10 protein-coding genes are annotated in these 15,024 nt (G+C 73.7%); 7 read left to right on the top strand and 3 right to left on the bottom strand.

Going from position 1 to position 15,024, the window contains the following annotated elements; all coding sequences use genetic code 11:
- Window positions 1-124: 124 nt before the first annotated feature.
- Together ACIA8R_RS14690 and ACIA8R_RS14685 are read left to right on the top strand one after the other, a co-directional pair.
- A complete protein-coding gene (locus ACIA8R_RS14690; RefSeq protein WP_357708301.1) occupies window positions 125-1,021 on the top strand; it encodes an alpha/beta hydrolase in 897 nt (298 codons plus the stop codon).
- 84 nt (window positions 1,022-1,105) lie between these two features.
- Window positions 1,106-1,354 (top strand): mycoredoxin, encoded by a 249-nt coding sequence (locus ACIA8R_RS14685; protein WP_357708302.1) that lies wholly within the window; start codon window positions 1,106-1,108, stop codon window positions 1,352-1,354.
- Here the strand turns inward: ACIA8R_RS14685 and nudC are convergent, their stop codons facing one another.
- On the bottom strand, window positions 1,355-2,329 hold the full coding sequence (nudC, locus tag ACIA8R_RS14680; RefSeq protein WP_357708303.1) for an NAD(+) diphosphatase: 975 nt from the start codon (window positions 2,327-2,329) through the stop codon (window positions 1,355-1,357).
- Between the two features lie 146 nt (window positions 2,330-2,475).
- On the opposite strand from nudC, the gene ACIA8R_RS14675 reads away from it, so the two are divergent.
- From ACIA8R_RS14675 to ACIA8R_RS14660, 4 genes are read left to right on the top strand one after another with little or no spacing between them, the layout of a single operon-like run.
- Window positions 2,476-3,609, top strand: coding sequence for a siderophore biosynthesis protein (locus ACIA8R_RS14675; RefSeq protein ID WP_364102759.1), 1,134 nt, complete (start codon window positions 2,476-2,478; stop codon window positions 3,607-3,609).
- On the top strand, window positions 3,606-5,069 hold the full coding sequence (locus ACIA8R_RS14670; RefSeq protein ID WP_397038650.1) for an IucA/IucC family protein: 1,464 nt from the start codon (window positions 3,606-3,608) through the stop codon (window positions 5,067-5,069). The genes ACIA8R_RS14675 and ACIA8R_RS14670 overlap by 4 nt, the downstream gene beginning before the upstream one ends.
- Complete coding sequence (locus ACIA8R_RS14665) at window positions 5,070-6,644, top strand: IucA/IucC family protein (RefSeq protein WP_397038649.1); 1,575 nt, start codon at window positions 5,070-5,072, stop codon at window positions 6,642-6,644. It begins immediately after the preceding gene.
- Window positions 6,641-7,738, top strand: coding sequence for a type III PLP-dependent enzyme (locus ACIA8R_RS14660; RefSeq protein ID WP_397038647.1), 1,098 nt, complete (start codon window positions 6,641-6,643; stop codon window positions 7,736-7,738). The genes ACIA8R_RS14665 and ACIA8R_RS14660 overlap by 4 nt, the downstream gene beginning before the upstream one ends.
- On the opposite strand, the gene ACIA8R_RS14655 is transcribed toward ACIA8R_RS14660, so the two are convergent.
- Both ACIA8R_RS14655 and ACIA8R_RS14650 read right to left on the bottom strand, forming a co-directional pair.
- The gene (locus tag ACIA8R_RS14655; RefSeq protein ID WP_364102771.1) at window positions 7,727-10,999 is read right to left on the bottom strand and encodes an ATP-dependent DNA helicase; all 3,273 of its coding nucleotides are present in this window, start codon (window positions 10,997-10,999) and stop codon (window positions 7,727-7,729) included. The two genes, ACIA8R_RS14660 and ACIA8R_RS14655, sit on opposite strands and share 12 nt — an antisense overlap.
- Entirely contained in the window at window positions 10,993-14,160 is a 3,168-nt protein-coding gene (locus ACIA8R_RS14650) for an ATP-dependent helicase (RefSeq protein ID WP_397038683.1), read from the bottom strand. Before ACIA8R_RS14650 ends, ACIA8R_RS14655 begins: the two co-directional genes overlap by 7 nt.
- 264 nt (window positions 14,161-14,424) lie before the next feature.
- On the opposite strand from ACIA8R_RS14650, the gene ACIA8R_RS14645 reads away from it, so the two are divergent.
- Window positions 14,425-15,024 carry an NUDIX hydrolase gene (locus tag ACIA8R_RS14645; protein ID WP_397038645.1) on the top strand — a complete coding sequence of 200 codons (600 nt, stop codon included), beginning with the start codon at window positions 14,425-14,427 and terminating at the stop codon, window positions 15,022-15,024.

Below are 15,024 nucleotides of genomic sequence, written 5' to 3'. Positions count from 1 at the left end.
GGCGCCGAAGCACTTTATTCTGGCAACATGCGGCCCGACGTATGTTCATAGTCACCGAGATGCAAAGGAATGGTCTCTTCCCCCACAATGGGGCCGACCATGCTGCATGGGGGAAAGGAAGGCCGTGCGAACAGCGGTTACGGTGAGCGCGCTCGCGCTCGCTGCGGTGGCGCTCACACCTGCCGTCGCGTTCGCGACCGAGCCGCCCGTGCCCGTGGTGACCAACCCCACAGACCCCGACGGTCTCGGCGGGCTGGCCACGGAGACCCTTTCCTACGGCTCCCAGCGTCATCAGGACATGGACGTCTGGTGGACGCCCGACGGCCAGAAGCGCCCCGGCGTCTTCCTGATCCACGGCGGCTGGTGGTCGAGCGGCGACAAGAAGTACATGAAGGAGATCACCCGCAGCTACGCCGACCTCGGGTACACGGTCTTCAACCTCAACTACCGCCTCTCCGGCGAGGCCGCCTGGCCGGCGCAGCGCACCGACGCGCTGGCCGCCATCGCCCTGGCACGCAAGCAGGCCGACCGCTGGGCCTTCGACGCGAGCAAGTACGTCGTCGTCGGCTTCTCGGCGGGCGGGCACATCGCCGCCTCGGTCGGCACGTACGGCAACGGCATCGCCGGGCTGAAGGGCGTGGTCGGGCTGTCGCCGATCATCTCGCCGCTGCGCGCGTACGCCGACGGCGAGAAGACCGCCGACCACGACAAGCGCAAGCTGCGCGAGGCCGCGATCCGGCTGGCCGGCGGCTGCGAGCCCAAGGGCAAGTGCTCGCGCGTGTGGGCGAGCATGGAGGTGGCCTGGCACGCCAGCGCCAAGGACGCCCCGATCCTCACCGTGCACTCCGAGGACGAGTTCGTGCCGCCGACGCAGAGCCAGCTGCTCAAGCAGATGCTCGGTCAGGTGGGCGTGCCGATGACGATCATCACGGCGCCGGGCACCAATCACAGCGCTCCTCTCTACCGGGAACCGGGCGTGGCCGAGCGGGTGCAGGCGTGGATCGCCGAGCGCATCGGCTAGAGCGCCTCGGGTAGGGATTAAGCGGACGCCTCCACGTTGTTGCACGGAGCGCCTGATTTCCTGACCTTGGAGGGACAACCCGACATGGCGCTCACGGTCTACAGCACTACCTGGTGCGGCCCCTGCAAGCGGCTCAAATCGCAACTCGCCCGCGAGGGCATCGCGTTCGACGAGGTCGACATCGAGCGCGACCCGGCCGCCGCCGAATTCGTCATGAGCGTCAACAACGGCAACCAGACCGTTCCGACCGTGGTGATCGAGACCGCCCACGGCCGGGTCGTCCGGACCAACCCCTCCGCTCGGGAGGTCAAGGCCCTGCTCGGCGCGGCCTGATCACCAGTCGCCGATGAGCTCGCCGCCGTACCACGTCTCGATCAGGCGGCGGGCTATCGACACCGGGGGCGGCAGGCGCACCTCGCCCGACCGCAGGGCGGCCACCAGCTCCTCCCGGCTGAACCAGCGCGCCTCGGCGATCTCGTCGGCGTCGGGGATCAGCGCGGTCGTGGTGGCGTCGGCGAAGAAGCCGAGCATGAGGCTGCGTGGGAACGGCCACGGCTGGCTGCCCAGGTAGCGCGGGTTGACGACGTTGACGCCGACCTCTTCGGCGACCTCGCGGACCACCGCGTACTCCAGGGACTCGCCCGGCTCCACGAAGCCCGCCAGGATCGACAGCCGCCCCTCGGGCCACTGCGGGCCGCGGGCCAGCAGGCAGCGGTCGTCCTCGTCCCTGATCAGCATGATGACCGCCGGGTCGACGCGCGGGAAGTGCTGGCTGGCGTCTTCCGGGCACACCCGGACGTGGCCGCCGGCCTGCACCGCCGTGCGGGCGCCGCAGCGCGGGCAGAACTGGTGGGTGGCGTGCCAGGCCTCCAGCGCCACCGCGTGGACCAGCAGGCCCGCGTCGCGGTCGCCGAGCAGGCCGCCCACCTGGCGCAGCCCCGCCGGCACCGGACGGCCCTCGGGCGTGTCGGACAGGCTCATCGGCATCGTCACCCGGCCGTTGAGGTCGCCGGCCGGCGTGCCGGGCAGCGGCGCGGACACCGCGAAGTAGACCGTGCCGCCCTCGACGCCGAGCAGGTAACGCTCGCCCGGCGGCGCGTCGGCGGGGGTGTAGAGCACCGCGTGCACCTCGTCCCCGGACCGCCGCACCAGAGTGTGGCCGTTGTCGATCACCAGCACCCTGGTCCCGGGGTCAGCCCACGCCTTCTCCAGCCATCGATCGTCGGCGCGCAGCGCCGACGATCTGTCGATGGTCCCCCGTGCCAGGAGCAGTGGGCCGATGAGTTGCTCTTCCGCGGTCTTTTCCACTGGCCGCCCCTCCCCAAGTTCCTTGTCATCCTATGACCTCGCGGTTAGCCGCCGATTAGGCTGTGCGGGCCCCGGAACGATCATCGACAGGCTAGGATCGTCGAGTTAGGTTAGCCTTACCTGATTCTTCCTCGGGGGTGCCTTAGTTGCGGCTCTACCTGACCGCCCTCAAGCCGACGGACTCGGTGACGTACGGCTTCCTGCCCGCCGCGCGGGCCCTCGGGTGCGAGGTGATCGTGCTGACCGACCGGCCCGAGCGGCATCCCGGCTCCGTACGCTGCGACGTCCGCGACCCGCGGGCCCTGATCGACGCGGTCGAGCACCTGGGCAGACCCGACGCGATCTTCTCCAACTCCGATCACCTCCAGGCGGAGACCGCTCTCGCGGCGTCGTACTTCGGGCTTCCGGGCAAGGACTGGCGGGCCTGCCTGGCCGCCAAGAACAAGTTCCTGATGCGACGGGGGCTGCTGGAGGCCGGCGTCGAGGCCGTGCGTACCGTGCGGCTCGCGCCCGCCGACCCGGCGCCCGAGCGCCTGCCCTGTCCCGTGGTGCTGAAACCGCGCGAAGGGGTGGCCAGCGAGGACGTCGTACTGGTCGAGGACGACCTCCCCCGCGCCGTGGCCGAGGCCAGACGGCGGCGTCCGGGCGAGACGCTGGTCGTGGAGGAGTACCTCGAAGGTCCGCTGCGGACCCTGGAGACCCTCGGGGACGGCTCCGCGACGCGGGTGCTGGGCGGGTTCGCGACCACGCTGGGCGCGCTGCCGCACTTCGTGGAGGAGCGGCTCGACTGGGCGCCCGACGCCGACGCGCACGTGCTCGCCGCGCTGCGGGCCCTCGGCGTGGGCTTCGGCGCCTGCCACACCGAGTACGTCCTGACGGCCGCCGGGCCCCGGATCGTCGAGGTGAACTACCGGGCGATCGGCGACCACTGCGACTTCCTGCTGGCCGACGTGCTGGGCGTGCCGCTGTTCGAGTGGATCCTGCGCACCCATCTCGGGGAGCCGGTGCCCGGGCCGCCGCCTTCGTCCCGGCACGGCTGCGCGGTCAGCGTGGTCGCCGACCGGCCGGGCGTCGTCCGGGAGGCGCCGCCGCAGGAGGACGTCGAGGACGGCGGCGTACGGCTGTGGCACCGGCCGCTGCGGGCGATCGGGGACGTCGTTGAGCTGACCCACACGAACCGGGACTACCTGGGCGTCATCCGGGCCGTGGGACCGGACCGGGCCCGCGTGGACGCCGCCGTCGAGCGGTACCGGGCGGCCCGGCCGTGGGTGGTCGGGTGAGGTCGCGGGAGGCGTACCTGGCCGCCCGGGTGCTGGACGCGCTGGTCCGCGAGGACTACGGCGGGCTGGCCGCCCGTCTCGACCGGACCAGGGCCGGGGCCGGGCTGCTGCTGGCCGACGGGCGGTGGGTCCGGCTGGTCCCGGGATCGCCGTTCCAGGACTTCGTGGTGGCGCCGGACGAGCGGCTGGGGCTGGAGCAGGTGCTGGAGACGCTCGTGGAGGTGGCCGACCCGGCCGACGCCGAGGGGGTGGCGGCCTTCTTCGACGAGTGCCTGACCGCCCTGTCCGCGCTGGAGCTGCACGACGCGCACGCCGAGGAGGTGCTGCGGCGCGGGCCGTCGTACGAGTCGCTGGCGGCGTTCGCCGACCATCCCGTCTATCCCACCTCGCGGGCCAGGATCGGCGCCTCGGACCGGGACCTGCTGGCGTACGCGCCGGAGTTCGCGCCCTCGTTCGCGTTGCGGTGGGCGGTCGTCCCGCACGCGGCGACGGGCCTGCCGGCGGACGTGCCGCGGCCGACGGGCGAGGGCGTGCTGTTCCCGGTGCACCCGATGGCCGTCGAGGAGGTGGCGAAGATCGACGGGGTACGGGTGCTGGCCGAGGAGGCGGTCACCGTACGGCCCACCCTGTCCATGCGGACCGTCGAGGTGGGGCCGCGTACGCACCTCAAGCTGCCGCTGCCGGTGAGCACGCTCGGCGTGCGCAACCGGCGCTCGATCAGGCCGGGCACGCTGGAGGACGGCGCCAGGGCCGAGCTGCTGCTGCGCCGGCTGGCCGATCCCGGCGTGCTGCTGGCCGACGAGCAGACCCACGCGCACGCGGGCCACGAGTATCTGGCGTGGATGGTCAGGCGGCTGCCGGCGGGCACGATCGTGCCGGTCGCGGCGCTGTCGGTGCCCGGCGTGCTGGACGGGCTCGGGCCGGACGTGCTGCCCCGCTACCTGCGCCTGCTGCTGCGCTGGAACGTGCGGCTGTTCGTCCGGTACGGCGTCGCGCTGGAGGCCCACCAGCAGAACCTGGCCCTCGTCCTGCGGGACGGCGACCTGCGGCTGCTGGTCAAGGACAACGACGGCCTGCTGGCCTCGCCGGCCAGGCTGGCGGCGGCCGGGATCGAGGTGCCCGACTTCTCCGACGGTCGCATGCTCACCGACGACCCGCATGCGCTGGCCGACGTGTTCGTCACGATCACGCTGCACCTGGCCGCGGCGGCGGTGGCGTTCGCGGTGCTGCCGCCGGCGCGGGCGGCGGCCCTGGTGCGCGACACGCTCGCCGCGGCGCTGGACGAGCACGGCGACCACCCCATGGCCCGGCTCCTGCGCGCCAGGACGCTCGGCGCGGCCAGGCTCACCGGCAAGTCCATGGTCACCGCCGGGACGCTCGTGGCCAAGGAGCGGTCCGGGGCGCGGGACGTGAACAAGTTCTACGGCATCAGCGGGCCCAACTACCTGAGGAGAGCGTGAATGGACGTCCTGGCCATCGGGACGCCGGCCGAGGAGGCGACGCTGGCGGCCCTGCTGCGGTGCTGCGTGCGCGAGGTGGCCGGGCCCAGGGGGCTGGTCTGGCCGGCGCCGCCGTACGTGCTGCTGCGGGTGGCCGGGACGCTGCTGCGCGCCCGTACCCACGGCGGGGCCGCGCTGCGCCTGGACGGCCCGCCCGAACGCCTGGAGGGCGGCTCCTGGCGGCCGCTGACGGTCACCGAGCTCGTCCGGCTGGCCGAAGCCGACCTGGCCGACCGGCAGGACGAGCACGCGCGCCAAGGGCTGGGAGCCGGTCCGGCGCACCTCCCCGTCGAACCCAACGGCGAGTTCGCCGGCCAGGTGGCCGCCAGCCGGGACGCCATCGCGGCGATCCTGGCGGCCAGGCCGGCGGCCGAGCCGCCCGCGGATCCCTGGCTGGCCTCGGAGCAGGCGCTCGTGTACGGCCACCCCTTCCATCCCACCCCCAAGGCCCGCGACGGCGCCGACTGGCTGCGCTACGCGCCCGAGGCCCACGCCGCCTTCCCCCTCCGGCTCCTCGCGGTACGCCACGACGCGCTCGCTGAGGAAGGCGACCTGACGGCCCTCGACGCGCTGGGACCGGCGGCCGGGGGCTACCGGCTGCTGCCCGCCCATCCGTGGCAGCTCGCCCTGCTGCGTCCCGCGTACGGCCCCGAGCTGGTCGATCTGGGGCCGGGGCCGGTCGCGGTGCCGACCTCGTCGGTCCGGACGGTGTACGTCCCGGACGCGGAGGTGTGCCTGAAGTTCTCCCTGGACGTGCGGATCACGAACTGCGTACGCAAGAACGCCTGGTACGAGCTGGCCGGAGCCGTCGAGCTCACCTCCCGGCTGGCCCCGGTCCTGGCCGAGGTGGCCACGCGTCACCCGGCCGCCCGCTGGCTCCCCGAGCCCGGCTACCGCACGGCACTCGGGCAGCGCGAGGGCCTGGGCGTGATCGTCAGGGCGAGCCCGTGGACCGTCTGCGACCCCGGCGTCACCCCGGTGCTCGCCGCCGCCCTCGCCCTGGACGCCGCCCCCGCGGACCCCCTGGCCTGGTGGACGGCGTACGTGTCGGCGGTCGCGCTCCCGGTCCTGGACCTGTACTTCACCCACGGCGTCGTCCTGGAGCCTCACCTTCAGAACGTGCTCGTCGGCCTGGACGCCGCCGGGACGCCCGTCCAGGCGATCTTCCGCGACCTGGAGGGCGTCAAGCTCGTCGCGGGCCGCCACGACCTCGGCGGACTGCACCCGGCCGTGGCCTCCGCCCTCACCCACGACCCGGCGCGCGGCTGGGCCCGCGTCGTCTACTGCCTGTTCGTCAACCACCTCACCGAGATCGCCGCCACCCTGGCGGGCCACGACGACGGGCTGCTGCGGGCGTTGTGGCGGGCCGCCCGCGACCTGCTCGACCGGCAGGCCGCCGAGCTCGGTCGGCCGCTCCCGCTGCGCGACCTGCTGGCCGGGGCGCCGCTGCCCGCCAAGGCGAACCTGCGGGTGCGGTGGGCCAGGGCGGCCGACCGCGGTGCCGGTTACGTCCCGATCGCGAACCCGCTCGCGTGAACGGCGTCCTGGAGCGCGAGCCCGCTCGCCCGGACCGCGTCCTGGAGGCCGCGGCCCGGCTGCCCGCGCTGCCCGCCTACCTCTACGACCTGCCCGCGCTCGACGAACACGCCGCGTCGGTGCGCGCGGCGCTGGGCGAGGTCGAGCTGTTCTACGCGGTCAAGGCCAATCCCGACGCCGAGCTGCTGCGGGTGCTGTCAGCGCACGTGGACGGGTTCGAGGTGTCGTCGGCGGGCGAGCACGCGCATGTCTCGGCGCTGTTCCCGGGCGCGCGGCTGGCGCTCGGCGGGCCCGGCAAGACCGACGCCGAGCTGCGGCTGCCGCACCACCGGCTGCACGTGGAGTCGCCGTACGAGCTGCGCCGTCTGCTGGCGACCGGGCTGGAGGCGGACGTGCTGCTGCGGGCCAACCCGGACCTGCCGGTCGAGGGGGCCGCGCTGACGATGAGCGGGCCGTTCGGCATGGACGAGGCGGGCCTGGCCGAGTGCCTGCCGCTGTTCACCGACCGGGTACGGCTGCGCGGCCTGCACGCCCACCTGGCCAGCGGACTGGCCGCCGCCCAGCTCCTCCGGCTGGCCGAGGCCCTGCTGGAGACCGGGCATCCAGAGGTGAACCTGGGCGGGGGGATGGCGGTGTCGTACACGTCGGGCGAGCGGTTCGACTGGGCGGCGTACGGCGAGGGGCTGGCCGCGCTGCGGGCCGGGCGGCGGCTGCGCGTCGAGCCGGGCCGGTCGCTCACCGCCTACTGCGGCCACTACGTCACCGAGGTCGTGGACGTGAAGCGGGTGCGCGGGCGGGCGTACGCGATCGTCCTGGGCGGGACGCACCACCTGCGCACGCCGGTGACCAAGGGCCACGACCAGCCGTTCACGATCCTGCCCACGGGCGGCCGCGGGCCGGGGGTCGCCGACGAGCCCGTGACGTTCGTGGGCCAGCTCTGCACCCCCAAGGACGTCTTCGCCCGGGACGTCGTGACCTCGGTGCGGGTGGGGGACAGGGTGGTGTTCGGCATGGCCGGGGCCTACGCCTGGAACATCTCCCACCACGACTTCCTCATGCACCCCGAGCCCGCCTTCCACCACCTAGGACTCTGAGACCGGCTCCGCCGCCGGGACCGCCTCGATGAGCGCGACCAGCCCGGCGGCGTCGAGCAGGTTCACCGGCCGCACGGTCGTGTTGGCCCGGACGTAGTGGAAGGCCGCGCCCACCTTCTCCAGCGGCACCCCGGCCAGGTGCGACCACGCCAGCCGGTACGCGGCCAGCTGCACCGACGCCGTCCGGGCCGCCTTGCCCCTGGGCGGGACGCCGGTCTTCCAGTCGACCACCTCGTAACCGCCGTCGGGCAGCTCGAACACGGCGTCCATCCGCCCGCGCACCAGCCGGTCGGCGATCATGGTCTCGAACGGCACCTCCAGGTCGACCGGCCGCCGGTCGGCCCACTCGCTCTCCTCGAACCGCTCCTGCAGCTCGGCCAGCCGCACGTCGGCCTCCTCCAGCTCGTCCAGCGGGTCGAGGTCGAAGTCGTCGATCAGCCGCTGCTGGTCCCAGCGGCCCTCCAGCCACTTGTGGAACGACGTGCCCCGGCGGGCCAGCGGCGCCGGCTTGCGCGGCACCGGGCGGCGGATCCTGCGGGCCAGCTCGCGGGGGTCGGTGGCCAGCGTGACCAGCGACGACACCGTCAGCTTGGCCGGCAGCTCGACGGTGGTGGCCGGTCTGCGCCGGTTCAGCTCGCGCTCGCGCAGCAGCAGGTCGGTGTCGCGCTCCCAGGCGCGCAGGCGTTCCTCCTCGAACGGGCGCAGCGGCTCGTCGTCGTCCTCGCCCAGGTTGCCGGCCAGGGCGTCCTCGACCAGCCGGGCCCCGTCGAGCACCGACTCGTAGCGCAGGCCCTCGGGGGTGACCGGCCAGACGGCCTCGGCGGGCTCGGCGAGCAGCGGGTTCGTGGCGCCCTCGGCGAGGTCGCCCGCCCAGTAGGACACCCGGTCGGCCGTGTCGCGGATCTCCAGCAGGAACTCCGACGGCTCCAGCGGCTTGGTGGCGGTGCCCCAGCGGTAGCCGGAGGCGATGAGGTGGTAGTGGGCCCGGGTGACGGCCACGTACGCCAGCCGCCGCTCCTCCATCAGGTCGCGCTCGCGGCACTGCTCGTCGAACGCGGCCAGCTCCTCCTTGCTCAGCCCGCCCAGCCGGGGCAGGTCGGCGGCGTCGCCGCGCAGCGGGTAGGGCAGTTTGCGCGGGTTGTCGGTCCAGCGGCTGTTCATCACCGGCGTGGCCGGGAACACGCTGCCCGTCGCGATCGTGCCCTTCGAGCTGACGAGCTGCGACAGGCCGGGCACGACCACGATCGGCCACTCCAGCCCCTTGGACGCGTGGACGGTCATCAGCTTGACGCTGTTGCTCTCACCCACCCGGCCGGCCTCCAGCCCGAACTCCTCGCTCTCGGCCGCCTGGAGATAGGCCAGGAACGCGCCCAGCGTCGGGTCCTCGGCGTCGCCGGCGAACCTGGCGGCCGCGTCGATGAAGGCGTCGAGGTCGGCCCGCGCGGCGAACGCCGAGACCGTGCCGCTGCGGGCGGCCACCTCGATGTCCAGGCCGAGCCTGCGTTCGACCTCGGTGACCAGGTCGGGCAGCGGCTGGGCGGTGTGGCCGCGCAGCTGGCGCAACTCCTGGGCGAGCGCGACCAGCCGCGTACGGGCCAGCGGAGAGAACGACTCCAGCCACTCGGGCCGGTCGGGCAGCTCGTCGAGCGCGTCGACCAGGCTGCCGCGCTCCTCGGCCAGGTCGGCCACCACCTGGTCGAGCGGGTCGTCGGCGCGGTGGCTCTCGCTCAGCTCGCGGGCCAGCTCCCTGGCGTGCTCCCCCAGCACCCGCAGGTCGGCCGGGCCCACCCGCCAACGCGGCCCGGCCATCAGTCTGGCCAGCGCGTCGCCGGCGGTCGCGTCGTAGAGCACCCGCAGGGTCGCCACGATGTCGTTGACCTCGGGCACGGTCAGCAGGCCGCCGAGCCCGACCACCTCGACCGGGATGTCGCGGTCTTCGAGCGCCTTGCGCAGCGCGGGGAACTGCGAGCGCTTGCGGGCCAGGATCGCGACGTCCTGGGGCTGGACGGCGAGCGTCTTCTTGCGCTCCCGTTCGCCCCAGGGCAGGCCGTCGGGCGCGGTCTCCTGGCCGAGGATCCTGGCCACGCCGTCGGCGATCCACTTCGCCTCGTCCTCGGCGGTCTCGTGGAAGGCGCAGGTGACGCGGCCCCGATCGACCCGGTTGGGCCCCGGCACCAGCACGGGGACCTCGCGGGCCTCCATGCGCAGCGGGAGCTGGACGCGGGCGGCGACGTCGAGCACCCGGTCGCCATTGCGGAAGCTGACGCTGAGCTGGCGGACCGGCGCCTGCTCACCGGCGCCGGTGCGGAAGTCGCGGGGGAAGCGGCGCAGGTTGCCCGCCGAGGCGCCGCGCCAGCCGTAGATGGACTGGCAGGGGTCGCCGACGGCGGTGACCGGATGGCCGCCGCCGTAGAGCGAGCGCAGCAGGACGAGCTGGGCGTGGCTGGTGTCCTGGTACTCGTCGAGCAGGACCACGGAGTAGCGGGACCGTTCGATCTCGCCCACTTCCTTGTGGTTGGCGGCGATCCGGGCGGCCAGCGACATCTGGTCGCCGTAGTCGATGACCTCGCGGCGGCGCTTGAGCCGTTCGTACGCCTCCACCAGCGGCAGCAGCTGCTCCCTGGCCGCCTGCACGCCGACCGGCTTGCGCTGGGCCAGGGTCGTACGGCCCGGCAGCGCGCCCAGCCGGGCCTCCAGCCACTCCCCCATCCGCCGTACGTCGGCCGCGGTGCGCAGGTGCTCCGACAGCTCGCCGGCGAGTTCGAGCAGGGCGGCGGTGACCGAGGGCGGGCCCAGCTCGATCTTGTCCATCGGCCCGTCGTACAGGGCCACCACCCGCGAGGCGAGCTGCCACGACACCGCCGGGGTGACCAGGCGCATGGTGGGTTCGAGCGCCTCGCGCAGGGCGTGGTCGGTGACCAGCCGGGCGGCGTAGGCGTGGTAGGTGGAGACGGTCGGCTCGTTGTCGAGCGCGCCGGGCGCGACCAGGCCCGCCTCGGCGAGCCCGGTCAGGCGCTCCCTGACCCGGACGGCCAGCTCGGCCGCCGCCTTGCGGGTGAACGTCAGCCCCAGCACGTTCTCCGGTTTGACCAGGCCGTTGGCCACCAGCCAGACCACCCGCCCGGCCATCGTCTCGCTCTTGCCCGAGCCCGCGCCGGCCATGACGACCATCGGTTCGAGCGGCGCCTCGATGACCGCGGCCTGCTCGCTCGTCGGCGGCAGGATGCCGAGCTTGTCGGCCAGTTCGACCGGGTTCAGCACACCTGGCCCCCGTTGTCGTTGACCGGGCAGCTCGCCCGCGCCGCGCACGTGCGGCAGCCGTCGTTCACCTTGGCCTGGAAGAACGGGCCCGACATGCCCGTGGCGACCGTGTCGACCAGGTCGGCGGCCCAGCCGGGGTTCCTGTCGTCGGCCAGCGCGCCCTGCCGCTGCTCGGTGGCGGCGTTCTTGCCGGCCGCCTTGCCGAGCTGGACCAGCGCGGCACCGCCGGGCTCGGTCATGCCGTGCCGGGCGAACGCGCCGAGCAGCGCGGCGAGCTGGTAGACGCCGAGCTGCGGATGACGGTCGAGCTCGCCGGCCTTGGGCTTCGAGCCGCCCGTCTTCAGGTCGATGATCACCGCCCGGCCGTCGTCGTCGCGCTCGACCCGGTCGACCCGGCCCTTGATCTGCACGCCCTCGGAGACCATCGCGACGAACGACTCCTCGATGGCGACCAGCTCGCGCGGGTTGTCCTTCTGCCAGCGCAGGAACTTGCCGATCATCTGCTCGGCGACCTGGCGCTGCTTGCGGTTGTACCAGACGCCGCCGAAGTCGAGCTCGTTCCAGACCTGGTCGAGCCGCTCGCTCAGCACGTCCTCGCCGGGCAGGTCGGTGGCGGCCAGCATGGCCAGCGCGTGGATGACGTTGCCGAGGCCCTGGGCGGTGCTGGTGCCCGCGGCGCCGACCGCCGTCTCCAGCAGCCAGCGCAGGCCGCACTTGGTGAAGCTCTCGACCGCGGACGGGGAGATGTTGACGATGTCGTCCGGCCAGCTCAGCGGGCGGTCGTCGGTGATGGGGGTGAGGGCGTACCAGTCGTTGGGGTGGGCGCCCTGGACCCCGGCTGCGGCCAGGCGGGCGAGCTGCCGCGCGGCGCGCCGCCGGACCTTGGCCGGTCTGGTGGGGTCGGTCACCGCGCTGCGCAGGTCGGCCACCAGCGCCGACATGGTCAGCCAGCGCGCCCGGTCGTCGACCGTCGCCGACTCGACCTCGCCCGGCATCAGCTCCGACAGGAACCGGGAGGGCCGCTCGTCGGTGTCCTCGCCGCCGACCGCCGTGACCACCAGCCGCCGCCTGGCCCGCGTGGCGGCGACGTAGAACAGCCGGCGCTCCTCGGCCAGCAGCTTGGAGGCCAGCGACGCGGCGCTCGGCTCGGCCCCCTCGACCACCTCCACCAGGTCGTCGGCGCCCAGCAGCGACCCGCGCAGCCGCAGGTCGGGCCAGACCCCCTCCTGGACGCCCGCCACGACCACGATGTCCCATTCGAGGCCCTTGGACCGGTGGGCCGTCAGCACCCGTACGGCGTCGCCGTCGGGCGCGCGGTCGGCCAGCGTGTCGCCCGGGATCTCCTGGGCGGCCAGGTTGTCGAGGAACACCTCGGGGCCCGCCTTGGGCATGCGGTCGACGAACTTGGCGGCGTGGTCGAACAGCGCCACCACCGCGTCGAGGTCGCGGTCGGCCTGCGCGCCGCGGGAGCCGCCGGACAGGCTCTGCTCGGACCAGCGCCGGCCCAGGCCGCTGGCGTGCCACACGGCCCACAGGAGGTCTTCCGCGGTGCCCTCCTCCGCGGCGGCCTCGCGGGCGGCGGCGAGCAGCTTGGCGACGCGTTCGGCGGGGACGGCGACGTGCGGCTCGACCCGGGTGAGCTCCCGGACGTCCTGGAGGGCCGCCACCAGCAGCTCGCCGGACGATCGAGCCTCGGCAGGCTCCTCGCCGGTCTCCTCGGCGGCCACGGCCTCGTTCTCGGCTATCTTGAGCGCCCGGCGCAGGCGGCGTACGCCGATCATGTCCGTGCCGCCGAGCGGGCCCGTCAGCAGCTCCTCGGCCACCCCCTCGTCGAGCTGCGCCGGGTCGAGCGCCACCCGCAACATCGTGAGCAGCGGCCGCACCCCCGGCTCCTGGGCGATCGGCACCTCGTCACCGGCGATCATCGTCGGCACCCCGGCGTTGACCAGCGCCCGCCGCAGCAGCGGCACCTGGCGCTTGGCCGAACGCACCAGCACCGCCATGCGCTTCCAGGGCACCCCCTCGATCAGGTGCGCCCGCCGCAGCGTGTCGGCGACGATCGCGGCCTCCTGGCTGGTGCTGTCGGCCAGCAGGACGCGCACGTCGCCGAGGTCGGCGTCGGCAGTCGGGACCAGGTCACGGTGGCCGTGCCGCTGGTCGTGGTCGGGAGCCGGGGCGATCGGCAGGCGGGCGGCGACCCGGCGGGACGCCTCCAGCAGGTCGGCCCCGCTCCGGCGGCAGACGCGCAGCGCCAGCACCGGCGCCTCGCGCCCGTCGAGCGTCCTGAACCGCTCGGGGAACTTCATGATCCCGTGGACGTCGGCGCCCCGGAACCCGTAGATCGACTGGTCGGGGTCGCCCACCGCGACGAGGTCGCGCCCGTCGCCGGCGAGCTGGCCGAGCAGGTGCTCCTGTGCCGGGTCGGTGTCCTGGTACTCGTCCACGAACAGCACGTCGTGGGCGGCCCGCTCGCGCTCGCGCACCTCGGGCCTGGTCAGCAGCGCCGAGGCGGCCCCGATCAGCTCGGCGTAGTCGTAGGTCTCCTCGGGGTCGAGGTCGAAGCGGTCCTGGTAGCGCCCGTAGAAGCGGCCGGTGGCGATCCAGTCGCTCCTGCCGTGCCGCCGGCCGAGCGCGACCAGCCGCTCGGCGTCGAGGCCGCGCTCGGCGGCCCTGGACAGGAAGTCGCGCACCTCCTCGGCGAAGCCGCGCGTCTTGAGCGCCTCGCGCAGCGACGGCGGCCAGTCGAGCGCGCCGGTCTCCAGCTCGCCGTGGAGCAGCCGCCGGATCTCCAGAAGCTGCTCGGGGCCGGTCAGCAGGCGCGGCGGCGCCTTGCCCTCCAGCACGGACTCGCGGCGCAGGAGCGCGTAGGCGTAGGAGTGGAAGGTCAGCGCCAGGGGCGAGCGGGTGGTGCGCCGCAGCCGGCCGGTGACGCGCTGGCGCAGCTCCTCGGCGGCCTTGCGGCTGAAGGTCAGGATGAGCACCCGCTCGGGGTCGACCCCGCGCCGTTCGATACGCTCGACCACGCTCTCGACGATCGTCGTCGTCTTGCCCGTGCCGGGCCCCGCGAGGACGAGGAGCGGGCCGCTCCGGTGCTCGACCACGGCACGCTGGTGTTCATCCAGCGCAGGAGGCCCAACAGGGCTCCCGCTGCCACGCCGCACCAACCGCCAGGTCTGACCACTCACAGCACTAGATTCCACCAGACCACAGGGACAGATCGTGCCGTCTTGCCCGGCCTCCCCCGCGATCCGCCCACCGTATCGAGGCAAATATCCGAATATCGTGCGACACGCCGGGGCCGGGGTTTCGCCGTGAGCGTCCCGCCGCCTCGGACGATGCAACGATCAGCACGATTGCCCCACACACGCAGCGTTGTCTCTTGTAACGTTGGGTTGATACCCGTGCCTCTGCTGGGGGTTGGTCACATGCGCTGGCAGGTCCACTCCGAAACGTCGCTCTACGCCGACCAGTGGCTGGACATCCGGATCGCGGATGTGGAGCTGCCCGACGGGCGGCACCTCGATCACCGGCTCGTCCGCACCGCACCGGGCGCGGGCGCGGTCGTCACCGACGAGCAGGACCGGGTGCTGCTGATCTGGCGCCACCGCTTCATCACCGACAGCTGGGGCTGGGAGGTCCCGCTCGGCCAGGTCGACGAGGGCGAGATGCCGATGGTGGCCGCCGCCCGCGAGGTCGAGGAGGAGACCGGCTGGCGTCCGGGGCCGCTGCGCCCGCTGATGTCCGTCCAGCCCACCAACGGCTTCACCGACAGCCTCAACCACATCTACCGGGCCGACTCGGCCACCCACATCGGCCCGCCCAGCGACCCGTGGGAGGCCGAGCGGATCGAGTGGGTGCACCTGTCGGGCATCCGCCGCCTGGTCGAGGCCGGCGAGATCGTGTGCGCCACGACCCTGTCAGCGCTGCTCTACCTGCTCGTTGAGCACCTTCCCGCCCCGCCGCCCCCCTTCGGGTACGACGCCGGCAAGCCCTTCATGCTCTCGGACCTGCCGATCGACCTCTGA

The organism is Nonomuraea sp. NPDC051191 (genome assembly GCF_044455665.1).
In the GTDB taxonomy this organism is placed as follows: Bacteria; Actinomycetota; Actinomycetes; order Streptosporangiales; family Streptosporangiaceae; genus Nonomuraea.
The sequence above is the reverse complement of the archived record's forward strand: the minus strand, read 5'-3'. Positions and strand labels throughout refer to the sequence as shown.